Annotated in this window: 15 protein-coding genes, 1 other RNA gene and 3 pseudogenes; 5 read left to right on the top strand and 14 right to left on the bottom strand. The window is 62.4% G+C overall.

Annotation, left to right across the window (positions count from 1 at the left end):
• Positions 1-21 precede the first annotated feature (21 nt).
• From ssrA to ACS5PJ_RS19905, 14 genes are all read right to left on the bottom strand, one after another.
• Positions 22-390: a transfer-messenger RNA gene (gene ssrA, locus ACS5PJ_RS19970) on the bottom strand.
• A 107-nt stretch (positions 391-497) separates the two neighbouring features.
• Complete coding sequence (gene smpB, locus ACS5PJ_RS19965; RefSeq protein ID WP_439436606.1) at positions 498-968, bottom strand: SsrA-binding protein SmpB; 471 nt, start codon at positions 966-968, stop codon at positions 498-500.
• An 87-nt stretch (positions 969-1055) separates the two neighbouring features.
• Entirely contained in the window at positions 1056-2483 is a 1428-nt protein-coding gene (locus ACS5PJ_RS19960; protein ID WP_439436605.1) for a peptidoglycan DD-metalloendopeptidase family protein, read from the bottom strand.
• A 27-nt stretch (positions 2484-2510) separates the two neighbouring features.
• On the bottom strand, positions 2511-3425 hold the full coding sequence (ftsX, locus tag ACS5PJ_RS19955) for a permease-like cell division protein FtsX (RefSeq protein ID WP_439436604.1): 915 nt from the start codon (positions 3423-3425) through the stop codon (positions 2511-2513).
• On the bottom strand, positions 3422-4237 hold the full coding sequence (gene ftsE / locus ACS5PJ_RS19950; protein WP_439436603.1) for a cell division ATP-binding protein FtsE: 816 nt from the start codon (positions 4235-4237) through the stop codon (positions 3422-3424). Before ftsE ends, ftsX begins: the two co-directional genes overlap by 4 nt.
• A gap of 175 nt (positions 4238-4412) precedes the next feature.
• Positions 4413-5531 carry a peptide chain release factor 2 gene (gene prfB, locus ACS5PJ_RS19945; RefSeq protein ID WP_439436602.1) on the bottom strand — a complete coding sequence of 373 codons (1119 nt, stop codon included), beginning with the start codon at positions 5529-5531 and terminating at the stop codon, positions 4413-4415.
• Positions 5532-5584: 53 nt separating this feature from the next.
• Positions 5585-5998 carry a pilus assembly protein TadG-related protein gene (locus ACS5PJ_RS19940; protein WP_439436651.1) on the bottom strand — a complete coding sequence of 138 codons (414 nt, stop codon included), beginning with the start codon at positions 5996-5998 and terminating at the stop codon, positions 5585-5587.
• Between the two features lie 65 nt (positions 5999-6063).
• Positions 6064-6633 carry a hypothetical protein gene (locus ACS5PJ_RS19935; protein ID WP_439436601.1) on the bottom strand — a complete coding sequence of 190 codons (570 nt, stop codon included), beginning with the start codon at positions 6631-6633 and terminating at the stop codon, positions 6064-6066.
• Positions 6614-6988 carry a TadE family protein gene (locus ACS5PJ_RS19930; RefSeq protein ID WP_439436600.1) on the bottom strand — a complete coding sequence of 125 codons (375 nt, stop codon included), beginning with the start codon at positions 6986-6988 and terminating at the stop codon, positions 6614-6616. The genes ACS5PJ_RS19935 and ACS5PJ_RS19930 overlap by 20 nt, the downstream gene beginning before the upstream one ends.
• Positions 6989-7075: 87 nt before the next feature.
• Positions 7076-7342, bottom strand: coding sequence for a hypothetical protein (locus tag ACS5PJ_RS19925; protein WP_439436599.1), 267 nt, complete (start codon positions 7340-7342; stop codon positions 7076-7078).
• 86 nt (positions 7343-7428) lie between these two features.
• Positions 7429-8370 carry a type II secretion system F family protein gene (locus ACS5PJ_RS19920; protein WP_439436598.1) on the bottom strand — a complete coding sequence of 314 codons (942 nt, stop codon included), beginning with the start codon at positions 8368-8370 and terminating at the stop codon, positions 7429-7431.
• Positions 8367-9221 (bottom strand): type II secretion system F family protein, encoded by an 855-nt coding sequence (locus ACS5PJ_RS19915; protein WP_439436597.1) that lies wholly within the window; start codon positions 9219-9221, stop codon positions 8367-8369. Before ACS5PJ_RS19915 ends, ACS5PJ_RS19920 begins: the two co-directional genes overlap by 4 nt.
• A complete protein-coding gene (locus ACS5PJ_RS19910) occupies positions 9221-10444 on the bottom strand; it encodes a TadA family conjugal transfer-associated ATPase (RefSeq protein ID WP_439436596.1) in 1224 nt (407 codons plus the stop codon). The genes ACS5PJ_RS19915 and ACS5PJ_RS19910 overlap by 1 nt, the downstream gene beginning before the upstream one ends.
• A gap of 315 nt (positions 10445-10759) precedes the next feature.
• Positions 10760-11056, bottom strand: coding sequence for a hypothetical protein (locus tag ACS5PJ_RS19905; protein WP_439436595.1), 297 nt, complete (start codon positions 11054-11056; stop codon positions 10760-10762).
• A 124-nt stretch (positions 11057-11180) separates the two neighbouring features.
• Here ACS5PJ_RS19905 and ACS5PJ_RS19900 point away from each other — a divergent pair, with 124 nt between their 5' ends.
• The 5 genes and pseudogenes from ACS5PJ_RS19900 (at position 11181) to ACS5PJ_RS19880 (ending at position 15953) form a co-directional block, all read left to right on the top strand.
• On the top strand, positions 11181-13382 hold the full coding sequence (locus ACS5PJ_RS19900; RefSeq protein WP_439436650.1) for a lysozyme: 2202 nt from the start codon (positions 11181-11183) through the stop codon (positions 13380-13382).
• A gap of 268 nt (positions 13383-13650) precedes the next feature.
• Positions 13651-13785: pseudogene (locus tag ACS5PJ_RS19895) on the top strand (helix-turn-helix domain-containing protein); the annotation flags it as partial.
• A 284-nt stretch (positions 13786-14069) separates the two neighbouring features.
• A pseudogene (locus ACS5PJ_RS19890) lies at positions 14070-14171 on the top strand (IS3 family transposase); the annotation flags it as partial.
• 5 nt (positions 14172-14176) lie between these two features.
• Positions 14177-14662 carry a DDE-type integrase/transposase/recombinase gene (locus ACS5PJ_RS19885; RefSeq protein ID WP_439436594.1) on the top strand — a complete coding sequence of 162 codons (486 nt, stop codon included), beginning with the start codon at positions 14177-14179 and terminating at the stop codon, positions 14660-14662.
• Positions 14577-15953, top strand: a pseudogene (locus tag ACS5PJ_RS19880) (IS30 family transposase). The gene ACS5PJ_RS19885 and the pseudogene ACS5PJ_RS19880 overlap by 86 nt, the downstream one beginning before the upstream one ends.
• Positions 15954-16158 lie beyond the last annotated feature (205 nt).

The raw sequence follows: 16158 nt of genomic DNA, 5'->3' as shown, positions 1-16158 counted from the left end.
GATGTCCCGCTTCATCGCAAAATGTGGAGATGGGGGGAATTGAACCCCCGTCCGATGTCGTGTTAACAGGTCTTCTCCGGGCGCAGTTTGCGTTGGATTTTCTCGGCCCCAGCCCTCGTGCAAACAGGAGGCTGATCCGGGCCCAGTCATCTAAGAGTCCCGCTTACCCCGATGACGGAGGTAAGCAGCAGTGGCTATCTAAATGACGCCAGTATCCGGGGCAATAGCAACCTCGGGCTGACGGACTGTCTTACTGCTTAGGCAGCAAGAGCGAAGTCAGTGCTTTTTGCTTTGGCACTTATTGGTTTGCAGACAGCGTTTACGAGATAATTCTGCATCCTCGGCCCGCTTCACCTGTCGCGACTAACATCGTCGAAACCGATCATCCCCGTATTTTGTTATCAAACCGGCTGAGCCTCTGATTGCTCGAAAAACCCTGCCGGACTATTAAGCATAACGCATGCAGTGCCCCGGATCATTCCCGGGCAGGATTTGGCCTAGCGGCGGTTGCGCTCCCTCAGCTCGCGAAGCGACTCACGCTTGTCCTGCTGCTCGCGCAGCGTCTGGCGCTTGTCGTACTCCTTCTTACCGCGGGCAATCGCAATCTCCACCTTGGCCCGGCCGTCCAGGAAGTACAGCTGCAGCGGAACCACGGTGAAACCGGACTCGCGGATCTTCACCGAGATCTTGTTGAGCTCCTCACGGTGCAGCAAGAGCTTCCGGCGGCGGCGTGCCGAGTGGTTGGTCCAGCTCCCCTGGTTGTATTCCGGGATATGGATGCCCTCCATCCACAACTCGTCGTTGTAGAACGTGCAGAAACCGTCAACCATCGAGGCGTGGCCTTCGCGCAGGGACTTGACCTCAGTGCCCATGAGGGCGATGCCGGCCTCGTAGGTGTCAAGCACGTGGTAGTCATGCCGGGCCTTCCGGTTGGTGGCCACCACTTTTCGGCCACTTTCTTTGGGCACGGCTAAACTCCTCAGTTCTTGAATCCTGGTTACCTCCGGCCGGTCCGGCGCGGAGTCATACCAGTGTACGGCAGCGCCGGACCGTCGTTACAGCAGCCGCATCGGGTCAACGGCGGCGCCGTTGAGCCAGGTCTCGAAGTGCGCGTGGCAGCCCGTCGAATTGCCGGTGTTGCCCGAGTAGGCGATGAGCTGCCCCTGGGATACCTGCTGGCCGTTGGAGACGACGATGCTGCTGTTGTGGTAATAAATGGTCGTCAGGGAATTGCCTTGCACCACGCCGTGGGACAGCTTCACGCGCCAGCCACCGCCGTCGGCCGAGTTCCAGCCGGAGGAGAATACCTCACCGGCGGCGGCCGCATACACCGGAGTGCCGCAGGCCGCTCCAAAGTCGATGCCGGTATGCATGTAGCCGCCGGTGCCGTAGAAGTCGATGGTTCCCGGCGGGGTGGCACGCCAGCCGAAGCCTGAGGTGATGGGGACGTCGCCGGAGAAGGGATGCCGCAGGCCGAAGGCGGACGGCGAACCTGTCACCGGCGCGTACGGCACCTGCGGCGGCGCGGGCTGGTTCCGGGCAGCGGCCTCAGCCGCCGCTGCAGCTGCCGCGGCAGCTGCGAGGCGGCGCTGTTCGGCTTCCCAGGCTTCACGGAGCCTACGGTCCCGTTCGACGATCTCGTTGGCTACGGCGTTCTGGCTGGCCTCAACCGCAGCCATTTGGCTCTGGATGCCCGGCTTGGCCGCCTGCAGCTCAGCATCGAGACGGGTGGTGTCGGCGATCAGCTTGTCAACCTGGGCCTTCCTCGCCTCTGCCTCGTCACGGGCCGCTTTCTCCCGCTCCAAGGCGGCGTCAGCTTTGGCCTTCAGGTCCCTGATTTCAACTTCGACGGCTTCAAGCCGGGCCTGGGAGTTTACATTGGTTGCGCTTTGCTGGGACAGTTTGTCCATTGCTGCATTCTGGCTGCGCATGGCCTGGTCGGCCAGGTCCATCGTTTCGGTCAGGCTGCCGCCGTTGTTTGCCCCAAAGAACAGAGTCAGGTTCGAGGGTACGCCGCCGGACTTGTAGGCCTGGGTGGCGATCTGGCCGATCAACTTCTTGGTGTCGGCGATTTTTTGCTTGTCGGTCTCAAGCTGCTGGGTGATTTTCGCTTTGTTCTGCTGCGCAAGGTCAACGCGCGCCGTCAGCGCTTCAACTTCCTTGACCGCGCTGGCCACCCGGCCCTGCGCTTCCAGAAGTGCCTGCTGGGCACCGGGCAACTGGCCCTGGTAAATCACCAGGTCGCCGGCGGCCTTTGCGATCCGGGAATCCACGAATTCAAGGGACTGCTGCACCCGGGCGGCCTCCGCTTCAAGGGCGGCCTGCTTGTCATCCAGTTCATCGGCCCGCGCCACAGGGGCCGAGGCACCGAGGCTGGCGGCGAGCACAAGTACCAGGACGCCACTGAGCATGCCGCTGAGGCGGCCCGCCGGACGCCGGCGTTCTGCCCGGTGCCGGGGCGTAGTTCGGTGCAATACGTTCATAGGGATTCCTTGTTCGGTTTGCACAGCCTAAACCTTCAAATATCTGCGTAAGGTCAAGAGGGACGAAATTCCAGCCAAAGATCCGCCAAGGATCAGCAAAGCGGGAGCAAGGATGAGCGTCTGGCCCGGTGAGATGAACGCGGTGTCCGGATACTGCTTGGACAGGTACTCGCCCAGGAAGAAGTGCGCCACCGCCCACAGCGTCCCGGAGGCCAGGGCTGCGCCCACAACAGCCGCTATCACTCCTTCAAGGATGAACGGCAGCTGGATGACCATCTTTGAAGCGCCCACCAGGCGCATGATCCCGGTCTCACGGCGGCGGCTGAAAGCCGATAGCCGGATAGTCGTAGCGATCAGAAGGATGGCGCAGACGATCATCACGCCGGCGATACTCACGGCCACAAGGGATGCCGCGTTCATGGCCGAGAACAGCCGCTCAAGCAACTGACGCTGGTCGATGACTGTCTCGACGCCGGGTTGGGACGAGAACGTCTCACTGATGATCTGGTACTTTTCCGGATCCTTCATGTTGATCCGGAAGGACGACGGGAGCTGGTCCGGCGTCACCGAATCAACGATGGGTGAGTTGGAGAACTGGTCCTTGAAGTGCTTGTAGGCCTCGTCCTTGGACTCGAACTGGAAATCGTTGACGTACTGGGCCACTGCGGGTGATTGCAGGAGCGTCTTGAGGTTCTCCTGCTGTTCGGGGGTGACCGGACCGGTTGCGCAACCGGCCGCCGTCGAGCCCTCACTGCAGAGGAAGATGGCAACCTGGACTTTGTCGTACCAGAAGCCCTTCATCTGGTTGATCTGCAGCTGCAGCATGCCGGCTGCGCCGACGAACGTCAGGGAGACGAAGGTGACCAGGATGACCGATACCACCATGGAGACGTTGCGGCGAAGGCCGCTGCCGATTTCGCCAAGAATGAATGCCAGCCTCATCGCTGCTCCTCCCCTGCGTCCCGACGGCGGTCGGGTGGGGTGTCCTGGTGGCGGTCCGGTTGGGCGGGCGGCGTCTCGTCCCGGCCGCTGGCATCCTTGAGCCGGCGGGACTGACCCACCACCGGAATCATGGAGGTATACAGGGCCCTGGCCTCGTCGCGGATGACCACGCCATGCTTGAGTTCCACCACGCGTTTGCGCATCTCATTGACGATGTCGTCGTCGTGCGTGGCCATGACCACAGTGGTGCCGTTCTGGTTGATCTTGTCCAGCACGCCCATGATTCCCATGGAGGTGGTGGGGTCCAGGTTGCCGGTGGGCTCGTCGGCAAGCAGGATGCCGGGCCGGTTAACCACTGCGCGGGCTATGGCAACACGCTGCTGCTCACCGCCGGAGAGCTCGTGGGGCATGCGGCGCTCTTTGCCCTCCAGGCCCACCGTCTTGAGAACTTCGGGGACGGTGTCGCGGATGACGCTCCGGCTCTTGCCGATGACCTGCATCGCGAAGGCGACGTTGGCGAAGACGTTCTTCTGCGGAAGTAGGCGGAAGTCCTGGAACACCACACCGATTCCGCGGCGAAGCCTGGGCACGCGCCAGCTGGAGATCTTGGCGACGTTCTGCCCTGCCACGTAGACCGCACCCGAGGAGGCCCGGTCTTCCTTGAGCACCAGCCGGAGGAAGGTGGACTTGCCGGATCCGGAGGCGCCGACGAGGAACGCGAACTCACCACGGTCAATTTCAAGGCTGACGTCGTCCAGCGCGGGACGTGCTGTCTGGTCGTAGACCTTGGTGACATTTTCGAATCGGATCATGGCCCTAAATACCCTGCAGGGCATGGCTTATGCAGCCCAGATCTGCAGCCGGTGCGCGGGCTTTCGTTTGGGGGAAGTAGAGCTCCGGCTCCTCGACTATACGCAGCATTTTCGCCGGTATTCGGGGGATCCGGGGGTGTGTCGCGGGATCAGCCCTGCACGGACTGCGGGTCAGCTACGACTTATCGGCGTTGCGGTTGTCCGTCCGCCAGCGGATCCCGGCGTCGATGAAGTCGTCAATTTCACCGTCGAAGACGGCAGAGGTGTTGCCCACTTCGTGTTCTGTCCGGAGGTCCTTGACCATCTGGTACGGGTTCAGAACGTACGAGCGCATCTGGTCGCCCCAGGAAGCCTTGACGTCGCCGGCAAATGCCTTCTTCTCCGCATCCTCCTGCTCTTTTTTCAGTAGAAGCAGGCGGGACTGCAGGACGCGCATGGCGGCGGCGCGGTTCTGCAGCTGTGACTTCTCGTTCTGCATGGAGACGACGGTGCCGGTGGGGATGTGGGTGAGGCGGACCGCCGAGTCCGTTGTGTTGACGGATTGACCGCCGGGGCCCGATGACCTGAAGACGTCCACGCGTATTTCGTTGTCCGGAATATCGATGGAGTCCGTGGATTCGATGAGCGGAATTACTTCGACGGCGGCAAAGGACGTCTGGCGGCGGCCCTGGTTATCAAAGGGGCTGATCCGCACGAGGCGGTGGGTTCCGGCTTCGACGCTCAGTGTGCCGAAGGCGTAGGGCGCCTTGACTTCGAAAGTGGCGGACTTGAGCCCGGCCTCTTCGGCGTAGGACGTGTCCATGATCGTGGTGGGGTAACCATGGCGTTCGGCCCAGCGCAAGTACATGCGCATCAGCATTTCAGCGAAGTCCGCAGCGTCCACGCCGCCCGCACCGGCTCGAATGGAGACTACTGCTTCACGTTCGTCGAACTCGCCCGAAAGCAGCGTCACCACTTCGAGTTCCTTCAGTGCCTTCTTAATGGAATCGAGTTCGGTTGCCGCCTCCCCCATGGAATCGGCGTCGTCCTCATCCTGGCCCAGCTCCACCAGGACTTCCAGATCGTCAATCCGGGAAACAAGCTTGTTCAGCCGCTCGAGCTCAGACTGGCGGTGCGAGAGCCGCGAGGTGATCTTCTGGGCCGCAGCGGGATCGTCCCACAGGTCCGGTTCGCCGGCGCGCTCGCTCAGTTCGGCGATGTCTTCCTTGAGGGCCTCGACATCGCTCACACGTTCGATGGAGTTGTAGGTGGCGCGAAGAGCGCGGATTTCTGCGGGAAAATCAATAGTGGCCATGGTTGTTTAAGCCTACGCTATCCAGCTGGAGGGCCCGACTCCCCTGCTTCCGCTCACCGGGTGAGCCGCGAACGAGCGGTGGAGACTGCCTCGATCCTGATGCCGTCCGGCACCAGGAAGTTCACCACCGGAGGGTGGACAGCCGCACTGAGAACCACGACGGCGGTGGACCCGTCGGGGCTGCCGGTCGCCGCTGAAATACCCAACTGGGCGAACCTGGCCGACGACGGGCTCCTGGCGATGAAGTCCGCCGCCACGCTGCGCACCCGTCCGGAACCCAGCACCGCGGAGGGTGTCCCGCCATTGCCGGCTACCTCGCCGAGGGTATAACTGTCAGCGGCGGCAAGGGACGCTCCGTCGGCGAGGGACAAGAGCCGTTTGTGTTCCAGGTAAACGCTGGAGATGCCGATGACGACGGTGACCAGCAGCAGCGCGAGCGTGACGTAGCCAATGATCAGCACGATCATCTGGCCGTCATCGTTGCTCTGGCCGGGGCTCTGCTTGGGGCCCGGCGGGGCAGTCGCGGCCGCGGTCACCGGAACCTGCCGACCAGTTGGGTGGACGATGCCTCAACTTCGCTCGAGCTCAGCCTGAACTCATCGCTGAACGGAACGAACGGCAGCGGCACGGAGAGATTCACAGTGACGGTGACCGCAGTGCCCGGGGCCTGGCAGTCGGCCGGGTCGCAACGGGTCGAGACCCGCGCCTGGCCGGCTTCGTGGCCAAAGTCCGCGAGCGCGATGACGGCGGCCTGCTCCGCCGCAGCCTGGGCCGACTTTGCATCCGGCTGTGCCACGAAGACTTTTGCGGCCTGGTCGGCTGCACCCACAACGGCGAAGGACCCGCCCTGGAGCTGGCCAAGGGTGATGATGAAGTACACGACGGGGACCATCAGGAGCAGGGCCAGGAACGTGAATTCGACCACCGCGCTCCCCTCTTCGTTGGGCCCGGCGATGACGCTGCCTCGAGTCGACGGCCCTGATGGATGGCTTGCCCTGGCCGCCGGCACCTGGACACAGGGTCGTGGCCGGGTCCGGCAGAGGGCCTCGTCGAACCTGCGGGTGAGGCTGGCCAGCGGGTCGTTAGGGCTGGATGGCCGCATGTCCCCTCACCTCCAGCAGGTCCCGGGGGCCGATCAGTCCGATAACGGGCATGGGGGCCTTGATGGTCACTTCCAGCGTTCGCAGACCCTGGAAGGTCACTTCGGAGGTGCTGATGTCCTGGGCGAATTCGGGATTCAGGGCCGCCCCGATCAGCGCGGACGCCCGTTCCTGCGCATCCGAGGCACCCCGATCGGCCAGGGTTCCATAGCGCGCACCGGAAGCAGCGGCGTCGATGAGCGTGTTGCGGACGTGCAGGACCAGCGTGAGCTGGATTATTGCCAGGAAGAACATGGTGAGCAGGCCGCCAACCAGCACAAAGTCCACCACAGCCGAGCCGCGTTCCTCCCTGCCCACACCTGGGCGGAGGCACCCCTGCCGGTTAGCGCAGGAAAGGCCGGGACCGGGTGGGCAAGGACCGGAGCGGCCGGGCTCAGGCATGCGCTACTTTCCGACCCGGTCCATTGCCTGGTTGAACATGGTTTCGAGGGCGGGGCCAGCGAGGGCCAGGAGCCCCGCCACGAGGACGGCGGACATGAGGGTGATCATCACCCAGCCCGGCACGTCGCCGCGTTCCGGATGGTCCTGGGGGTGGGCGTCTGCGTGTTTCCGGACAGATCCAGTGCATCGTGGTGTCCTGCCGGTCCAGGACCATGCGCCCGCAAGCAAAGCCAGGAGCAGAAGGCGGCTCAAAATTCCCAGGTTCTTCATTTTCGGTCCCATTCAGTGTGTGAGTTGTTGGTGAGGAGCTTCTTGGGTTGCTGTCGGAGGAGGTGACTGCTTAGGCATGGTCATGGCTACAGTCCCAGGCTGATCGCCGCAAGGCCCGGGAACACGGCAAAGACCACAGTCAGCGGAAGGACTCCGAAGACGAGTGGAACCATCATGGCAATTTCTTTCTTACCCGCTGATTCCATAAGGTCGCGTTTGGCGGTGTCCCGGACGTCCTGGGCCTGAGCCCTGAGCACGTCTGCCAGCGGGGTACCTCGCTCCACGGCGACGACCACGCCGTCGACAAAACGTACGAGTGGGCCGAGGTCGGTCCTGGCGGAGAACTCCTGGAGTGCTTCCACGAGTGGTTTCCCGGCCCTGGTCTCGGCGAGGATTTTGGCGAAGTCCCGGGCCAGTTCCCCATGCGCACTGCGGCAAACCCGGTCGAGTGCGCCCGTGGCGCTTTCGCCGGCACCGACTGCCAGGGCCATCAGCTCGGCGAGGCTGGGAAACTCAGCCATCATGCGCTTCTCCCGCCTGCTGATCTGGACACCCAGCCAATAGTCGCGGAAGAGAAAGCCGCCAAGTGCGCTTCCCAGGACGGCCACCACGGCCAGGAAGGGGCTGAACCGGCCAGCGACAGCGCCGAGGATCACTACCGCCAATGCCAAGGCGAACCCGGCCGCCGCCCAGAGAAGTTGCTCGGCCCGGAAATCCACCGGCGCTTTATTGATGCCGGCCTGCGCGAGCCTGCGGTTGAGCGCTTTCGAGCCAAGGTTCAGCTTTCCCAGTGCGATGAGTCCGTCACTTACTACGGGGCGCAGTATCCGCTCCAATGGCCCGAAGGGGGTGGCGTTCTGGCTGCTGGAACGCAGCAGCCGCGATTCAAGGTTCTGCGATTTCAGCTGGGGCTCGATGCGCTCTACGAATGTGAGGGGCCGCATAAAGGGCAACCGCACGAATACCAGCCACAGCCCAACCCCCAGGACGATGCCGCAGATAATGGCTGCCGCAGAGATTCCGTTCACCGAAGCACCCTTTCGTCCCGAGGCAGTGCGCCGATGCGGAGCATGACGGAGTAGCAGAACAGCGATATGACGAGGCCGCCCAAAAGGACGCCCGCTCCGATGGGGGTGTTGTACGCCTGCACTGCCTCCGGCCGGGTGGCCAGGAGCATCATGACAATCCACGGAGCGGCAACGGCGAGCCGTGCGGCGTTTACCGTCCAGGACTGCCGTGCCTCGAGTTCGCTCCGGGTGCGGGCGTTTTCCCTAAGGAACTCGGCCAGGGTTCCGAGCATCTTCCCGAGGTCTGAGCCGCCCACTTCACGGGCCAGCCTGAGGGCCTCGACGAGGCGGTCGGCCACCGGATCGGCCAGCCGATCCTTGAGCCTGTTGATCGACGCATCGAACTGACCGCCGGCACGGTAGTCCGCTCCGAAATCCCGGAAGACATGCCGCAACTCTTCTGGGCCCTTCTCCCCCAACTGGATGAGGGCCTCCGGCAGAGAAAGTCCGGCGCGGATGGCGGAACGCAGATGGTCAACCACGTCCGGCCAGAGCTGGCGCAGCACGGCGGTCCTCCGTGCGGCACGCCAGCGGACCACGCTTATGGGAAGCCACGCGCCGAACAGACCGAAGCACACCGAGATAGGCCACGACCGGCTGACGACGAAAAAGATGAGTGCAACGAAGAGGCCCAGTCCAAGGCACGTGGCAACGAGACCCGTACCGCTGACCTTCTCAATTCCCGCGGAGGCCAGGAGATCCTGAAGGCGGCTGACTTTCGCTCCGCGGTTAACGGCTGGCGGCTTCTCCCAGAAGGACCACCAGATAAGGAAGAGCCCTGTCCCGGCCAGCACCCCCAAGAAAGGTGCCATCAGCGCGGTTCCAGCAGCGCCGCGACGTCGTACCCTGCGCGTGCGAACTTTTCAGGGGCCGGCATCGAGTTTGCCCGCGGCTGAAGCTGGCCGTCCGCCATGGCGAAGATCATGGACGATTCGATGATGCCGTTTTCCACCCGACGGCCAAGGGACAGTATTTCAGTCACCTGGCGTCGGCCGTTGGCGTGACGGCTGCAGTGGACCACCAGGTCGATGCAGGACGCCACCGTTGGGACAACAAAGGCGGATGAGATGTTTTCGCCTGCCAGCAAAGGGAGGGTGCAGATCTTGGTCACGGCGTCGTGGGCAGAATTTGCGTGGACGGTACACATCCCCGGCAGGCCACTATTTAAGGCGATCAACATGTCCAGGCTTTCCGCCTCCCGGACTTCGCCCACCACCAGGCGGTCCGGGCGCATTCGCAGCGCTTCCTTGACAAGGCGGCGCAGCGGAATCTCACCCTCGCCCTCCAGGTTGGGTTGCCGGCACTGGAGGCCCACCACGTCGCGGAGCGGGAACTGAAGTTCAAAGATTTCCTCAACGGTGATGACCCGTTCACGGCTGCCGATGCTGGCGGCGAGGCAGTTGAGCATGGTGGTTTTGCCTGCCTGGGTGGCACCCGAGACAAGGATGTTCAGTCCGCTGGAAACTGCGGCTCCAAGGAAGCGGGCGGACTGCGGTGTCAACGTTCCCAGCTCGACAAGATGCTCAAGCCGGCTGGCTTTGACGACGAACTTCCGGATGTTCACCGCCCAGTGCCGTCGTGTGACGTCCGGAATGACGACGTGCAGCCTTGATCCGTCCGGAAGAGCGGCGTCCACGAAAGGGGAAGACATGTCCAGGCGGCGGCCGGAACTCTTAAGCATTCGCTCCACCAGGTCGCGCACCTGTTGGTCGGTGAGGCTGAGGGAGGTCAGCTCTGACTCGCCGTTCCTCGCCACGTAAATTTCGTTGGGCGCGTTGATCCAGACTTCCTCGATGGACGGATCGTCCAGCAGCGGCTGAAGCACCCCGAAGCCGGCAACTGCATCAAAAACGAACCGACGGGCGGCTTCCAGCGGGCCGATCGGCGGGAGCGGGCCCATCAGCGCGCGCTCGTCGTAATCGCTGACAGCGGCCTCGACCAGGCGGCGGACTTCGCCGGCCTGCTGCGATGGATCCAATCCCCGACGGCGGATCAGCTCGCGGACTTCATCCTCCACGATGCGCACAGCGTCCATGAGTTCCCCAATACAACTGCCGCCCCCGGCGGAGGCAGTCCAACTGGGATACAGCCTAGGGAGCGTACAGCACGGCGCCAAGTCATATGGAGCTGCCTGTGGATAACGGTTGGCACACCTTTAACAATGGCACCAGCGGGAACACTGGTTACACCAGCCACTCGAGTGTTAGGGTGAGCGCGTTAAGTCTCAATCGCACTGTCCGGCGGCTCCCTGGGGGGATACACCGGAACAGCTACCCAGATGAGCGTTCAGGGGAGCGCCTCATTGCCTCCGGAGCCAAGAAAAAATGAAGCGGAACCCGTCTCAGTCCCGTCATCCCATCACGCAGTCCATCTGGGCAGCCCTATTGGGGGTCCTACTGGTGACTGGGCCGAGCCCCTCCGGCGTCGCGTTTGCTGTCGAACCGGCTCCGGCTTCTACGGCCGATTCCGCAACCGCTCCAACAAGCGATCCCTCCCAGCCTGCTGTCACGCCTGCGGCATCAGCTCCGGCCCCGGCGCCAACGCCCACTACGTCTCCCACCCCCGTCTCACCGGTGCCCGCAACACCACCGACGGCGGCCCCCTCCGTCGTCGCTTCGGCGCCGGTCGCCACGATGAACGAGGCCATGGCTGAAGCCACCGGCCCTGGTGGAGCGGAGATGGGTCAGCGCTCCAAGCGAGTAACTGCGTCGTCGCCCTCGGCCAGCATGAAGATGCTCACCACGGAGTCACTCTCAACCGAAGGCACCTGGATGCCTACGTTCGGGATTCAAGGATTGGACGTGAGCGGTCACCAGACAAGCGTCGACTGGCAGCAGCAATGGAACATGGGTGCCCGGTTTGCCTATGTGAAGGCCAGCGAGGGCAACTACTTCACAAATGATTACTTCAATTCCCAGTACCAGGGATCGCGCAACGTCGGTATGATCCGCGGCGCTTACCACTTCGCAATCCCCAACTGGTCCTCCGGTGCCGACCAAGCACGCTACTTCGTGCAAAATGGCGGTGGCTGGTCAGCCGACGGTTACACCATGCCGCCGGTGCTGGACTTTGAGTTCAACCCCTACGAAGGCCGGACGATCAACGGCTTCTACTTCGGCAACACGTGCTACGGGATGTCCCCGGCTCAGCTTGGCTCATGGGTCCGGGACTTCGGCAGCACCATGCAGGCGCTGACCGGACGCCTTCCCGTTGTCTACACGAACACCAGCTGGTGGAATCAGTGCCTCGGTAACCCTGCAGGGTTTGGTGACTACCCGCTGTGGATCGCCGCCTACCCCAGCTACGCGACCGATAACGCAGGGCCCGTTCCAACCAACAGCTGGAGCACCTACAGCATGTGGCAGTACAGCAGCACGGGGCCGCTCGCCGGCGACTCGAACGTCTGGAACGGGGACTACGCTGGCCTCCAAAACTTCGCCCGATACGCAGACGGCGCCAGTACGCGCTTCGTTATAGGCCCGAACAGTTCCACCATCTACGCTGTCGCTGACGGGACCAAATATCCGATACCAGACTGGGAGACTTTTCAGCTTTATGCCAAGGTCAGTGCTTTGACTCAGGTCAGTCAAACTTTCCTTGATCAACTGTCAACCGGACCCACTGTTGGTCGGTTTGCCAGGAGTTCCGACGGTTCCATTTTCATGATCGACGCTGGCAGCCGCCTACATGTTCCTAGCTGCACCATGATGTATGACTTTGGGGGTGGGAGCTGCACCGCTTGGGTTCCCCTTTCTCCTGGACAGATAGCCACATTCTCAGATGGAGGAGTGCTCGCCAACGCGACTGTATCTCCCTCGGGTAAGCTTTTTCATGTCTCCAATATGACCAAGCGGGAGTTCTTTGACGCAGCTTCCCTTAGCGCAGCCGGTCTGCCCTCGGCAGTGGTCAGCGTGAGCGACGCCGTAACTTCGGCCTTCCCTTACGCTGGGGCTCCTCCGATCATCCGCCCAGACGTGATCGCAGTCGACCGCAACACCCGTCAGCCGTTCATATATACCGTCGGAAAGCTTTTGCCCGTCAGCACGTCTGTCAACGCGGAGAACGCGTGGGCGAACACACTTAGCGCGGCTGCATTGGATCCGCAGTCCATCTCAAAACTCGTCCAAGGGCCAGCTTTCGTAGGATTCGCCTCGAACGAAGCAGGCAGCGCCCGCTATGTGATTGGGCCGACCAGCAAATTTCCTATGGCAGATCAGACGCAATGGCCAGTCACAACCGCCATATTTTCGAACTCCCTTTTGGGCGCTATAGGAACGGGACCGACAATTTCCAGTCCTGTTTTCATAAAATCGTCATCATCCGCGGTTGTGTACAGATGGGATAAGTCCCTAGCACGGGAAGTTCCCGACCTTTCCACCTTGACCCAACTCGGCTTTGGGAGCCTTCCTTTTATTTACACCTTGTCGCCAACTTCCATACAACCGCTTCCCAAGGGGCCCACGCTATTGCCGCTGGCGAAGCTCGCTGTGGGAGACTCGAACCCGATCGTCTACCTAATAGACGGCGCCGACAAAATGCTGCAGCTGGAGGATTTTCGAATTACGAACAGCATGGGCATCGGAGCCTATTCCCGTGTTCCCCAATCAGCGTTGGCGCCCTACACCGCCACAGCAACGGTTCAGCCAGTTGTACGCTGCGCATTGAACACCTATCTCGGCTACGGAGGCGGGATCTGGAAACTTCCGGCCACAACGGCGACTGCCCAGCTCCCTGCACGGGACCTTGCAGCGTCCACCTGCAGCGCGCTTCCCGCACCGAGAGGAAACTTGGATACGACGGTCTTCGTCAAGGCGCTGGACTCCCCCGTTGTCTATCTAATGGTTGACGGGACGAAGCGTCCGGTGGCTTCTTGGACCCGTCTCGTGGAATTGAACAATGGAAGCGGATCACCGGTTATTGCCGAATACAGCCGCACTGCTCTGGACCCTGTTCCAACCGGAAGCCCCGTCTAACTGAACTGGTCCCCGGAAGTTGGACTGAGAAATTCGGTTCGGACTTCCGGGGAGCAGTTTTATGTATGCACGTAGTTCATTGTCTGAGGCTCAGCGCGAGGCGGCTGTAGCGTTGTTTGAGAAGGGTGTCGGGTATGGGTCGGCGGCTCGGTCGCTCGATGCGCCTCGTGTGCCGGTCAGAGCACTGTATGGGCGGTGGAGGATTCATGGGCAAGGAGTTCTGGTGAGCAGGCCGGCGAGGTCATAGTCTTTCGAGTTCAAGCTCGCCTTGGTAGAGCGGTTCCTCGCGGGCGAGACCGGCCCGGATCTGGCAGTGGAGGCAGGCCTGGCTTCGCGTGAGCTGCTGCAGAAGTGGGTCCGGGCGTATCGGCTCGAGGGTGAGGACGGGTTACGGCCTAAGTCTGGAGGCAGACCGCGGAAACCCGATTTCCCGCCGCATGCGGAGTTGCCCGAGCTTGAGCGGTTGCGGCGGGAGAATGAACGGCTGCGCGCTGAGGTGGCGTACCTGGGAAAACTGCAGGCCTTGAGGGAAACAGGGACGACGGTAAAGGTCCAGGCCGTCGTTTCCCTCAAGGCTGACAATCCTCTCCCGGTCCTGCTGCAGGTCGCGGGCTTGGCCCGGTCCACGTTCTTCTATCACCAGGCCCGGCTCCAGGCGCCCGACCCGAAAGGGAAGCTCAAAGCGCAGTCACCGAGATCTTCGAGACGAATTATGGCCGCTACGGGCACCCGCGGGTCCATGCGGAGCTGCTCAATCAAGGTGGACGGTCGCGAAGAAGACCGTCCTGAAACTGATGCAGGCACTCGGGCTGGTCTGCAAGGTCCGGCGCAGGAAGCGCTACAACTCCTACAAGGGCGAACAGGGCGCGGTAGCGGCCAACGTGCTGAACCGGGAGTTCGAGGCTGATGCGCCGAACCGGAAGTGGTTTACTGATGTGACCGAGTTCAGCGTCGGGAACGGGAAGCTCTACCTCTCACCGGTCATGGATCTCTTCGACCGGCAGATCATTTCTCATACGGTGGGCTTGTCGCCGAACCTGGCGCTCACCAACGATTTCCTGCGTGGGGCTCTGACCTGCCTGCAGCCCGGTCAGCAGCCGCTCGTGCATTCGGACCAGGGATTCCAGGACGGATTCAACCGGTCGTCGCAACACCTCGATTTCGGACGTAGCTATGGGCAGGCCAGCAGGTTGGATGAAAGTGGCGACGGGCAGGCCTGTCATGAAATCGCCGGGGAAGCCGTCATTAAGGCGAGAATCCGAGCGGGCGTTCTGGCGTGAGATCGCGACTGGGTGTACGAGCGAGCGGGCGGCGATATTGGCTGGCGTGTCGCAGGCGGCCGGAACGCGCTGGTTCCGGCCTCGTGGCGGCATGCCGACGTTCCTGCTTGCCCCGCTCAAAGGCCGGTACCTTTCGTTCGAAGAACGTGAGGAGATCGCGCTATTGAATGCGCAAGGCACTGGCGTGAGGAAAATTGCCCAGGAACTGAAACGGAACCCGTCAACGATTTCAAGGGAGCTGCGCCGGAACGCAGCTACTCGCGCTGTGAAGCTTGACTACCGTGCGTCGGTCGCGCAATGGAAGGCAGAACGGTTCGCCCAGCGGCCGAAGACCCCCAAGCTTGTCACGAATGAGCGGCTGCATCAGTACGTGCAGGACAAACTTGCCGGTGTTGTCCGGGCGCCTGACGGTCGTATCGTCGCCGGCCCTGGTGCGCCGGAGTGGAAAGGCAGGAACAAGCCGCACCGGGGCGACCGCGAGTGGGTGACGGCGTGGAGCCCGGAGCAGATCTCGAACCGGCTCAAGGCCGATTTCCCGAATGATGAGTCCATGCGTATCTCCCATGAGGCGATTTACCAGGCGCCATACATACAGGGCCGCGGAGCGCTCAAACGCGAACTCGTTCTGCACCTGCGCACGGGTCGTGCCCTGCGAGTACCAAGAGCCCGGTCGACGCGGCAGTCCTGGGCTCATGTCACCGAGGAGACGCTCATCAGCAAGCGCCCTCCTGAAGTCGCCGATCGCGCCGTTCCCGGGCACTGGGAAGGGGACTTGGTGATTGGTTTGCAGCGACCGGCGATCGGCACGCTGGTCGAGCGGACGACACGGTTCACGATGCTGATTCACCTACCTCGCTGAGAAGGCTACGGCGTCATGCCACGGACAAAGAACGGACCCGCGCTGGCTGGCTACGGTGCCGTGACAATGGCAGACGCCCTCGCCAAGACGATAACGACGCTGCCCCATCAGCTGCGACAATCAGTGACTTAGGATCGCGGCAAGGAACTATCCGACCACGCCAGATTCACCGTCGACACCGGGGTTAGGGTCTACTTCGCCGACCCGAAGAGCCCGTGGCAGCGGGGCACGAACGAGAACACGAACGGTTTACTGCGCCAATACTTCCCTAAGGGCACCGACCTGTCCCGATGGACTAGCGATGATCTCGTAGCGATCGCGCACACCCTCAACACCAGGCCACGCAAAACACTCGGTTGGAAGACTCCCGCCGAGGCACTGGACGAACAGCTACGATCAGTTCAACAACCCGGTGTTGCGACGACCGGTTGAATCCGTCCAGTACCGCCACGCCTCTTGGCGCACCCTGATCGAGGGTGCCGGCGCGGTCCAGTCAATGTCCCGCAAGGACAACTCCCTCTTAACCGGCTAATGCGGTCATTTCTGCAGGTAAGCGACACGCCAAACCACGGGGCTTTCGATGTGATCTGAATCACTACTGGTACACCTGTTCTTCATGAACAGCGATTGCGGTCTT

The organism is Pseudarthrobacter cremeus, from assembly GCF_051857465.1.
In the GTDB taxonomy this organism is placed as follows: domain Bacteria; phylum Actinomycetota; class Actinomycetes; order Actinomycetales; family Micrococcaceae; genus Arthrobacter.
Note: the sequence above shows the minus strand (reverse complement) of the source record. Positions and strands in the feature narration are given on the sequence as shown.